Origin of the sequence: Mycobacterium sp. IS-836 (assembly GCF_001954275.1) — a bacterium.
Taxonomy (GTDB): domain Bacteria; phylum Actinomycetota; class Actinomycetes; order Mycobacteriales; family Mycobacteriaceae; genus Mycobacterium.
In genome coordinates, this window is record NZ_MBEU01000040.1 from 1 (window position 1) to 574 (window position 574).

The window sequence follows — 574 nt, forward strand, 5'->3', positions numbered from 1 at the left end:
ACCGCCCCGGCGACAAACGCCTCATCGGCTACATCACCGGCACCGCCGACCCCGCCACCATCCGCGACCAACTAGCCCAACGGCTGCCGGCCTACATGATCCCGGCCCAGATCATGGTGCTCGACGCGTTGCCGCTCACGGTCAACGGCAAAGTCGACGCCCGCGCCCTACCAGCACCCGACTACACCATCGGCGGGTATCGGGCCCCGAGCACCCCCACCGAAGAAATCCTGGCCGGCATCTACGCCCGAATACTCGGACACGACCGCGTCGGCATCGACGACTCCTTCTTCGACCTCGGCGGAGACTCACTCTCGGCGATGCGCCTGGTGGCGGCGATCAACACCGCATTGGATGCCGACGTTGGGGTGCGTGTCGTGTTCGATGCGCCCACGGTTGCCAGGTTGGCGCCGCGTATCGCTGAGGGCGCTGGTCGGCTGGATCCCGTGGTGGCAGTTGAGCGCCCGGCGGTGGTTCCGTTGTCGTTTGCCCAGCAGCGGTTGTGGTTTATCGACCAGTTGCAGGGGCCCTCGCCGGTTTACAACGTCGCGGCTGCATTGCGGCTAAGCGGGCC

The 574-nt window shown here is 66.7% G+C and carries 1 protein-coding gene; it reads left to right on the forward strand.

The features are described 5' to 3' along the window. Positions 1–574: phosphopantetheine-binding protein (locus A5747_RS11875; protein ID WP_142245535.1), on the forward strand; the 574-nt coding region annotated here is incomplete at both ends.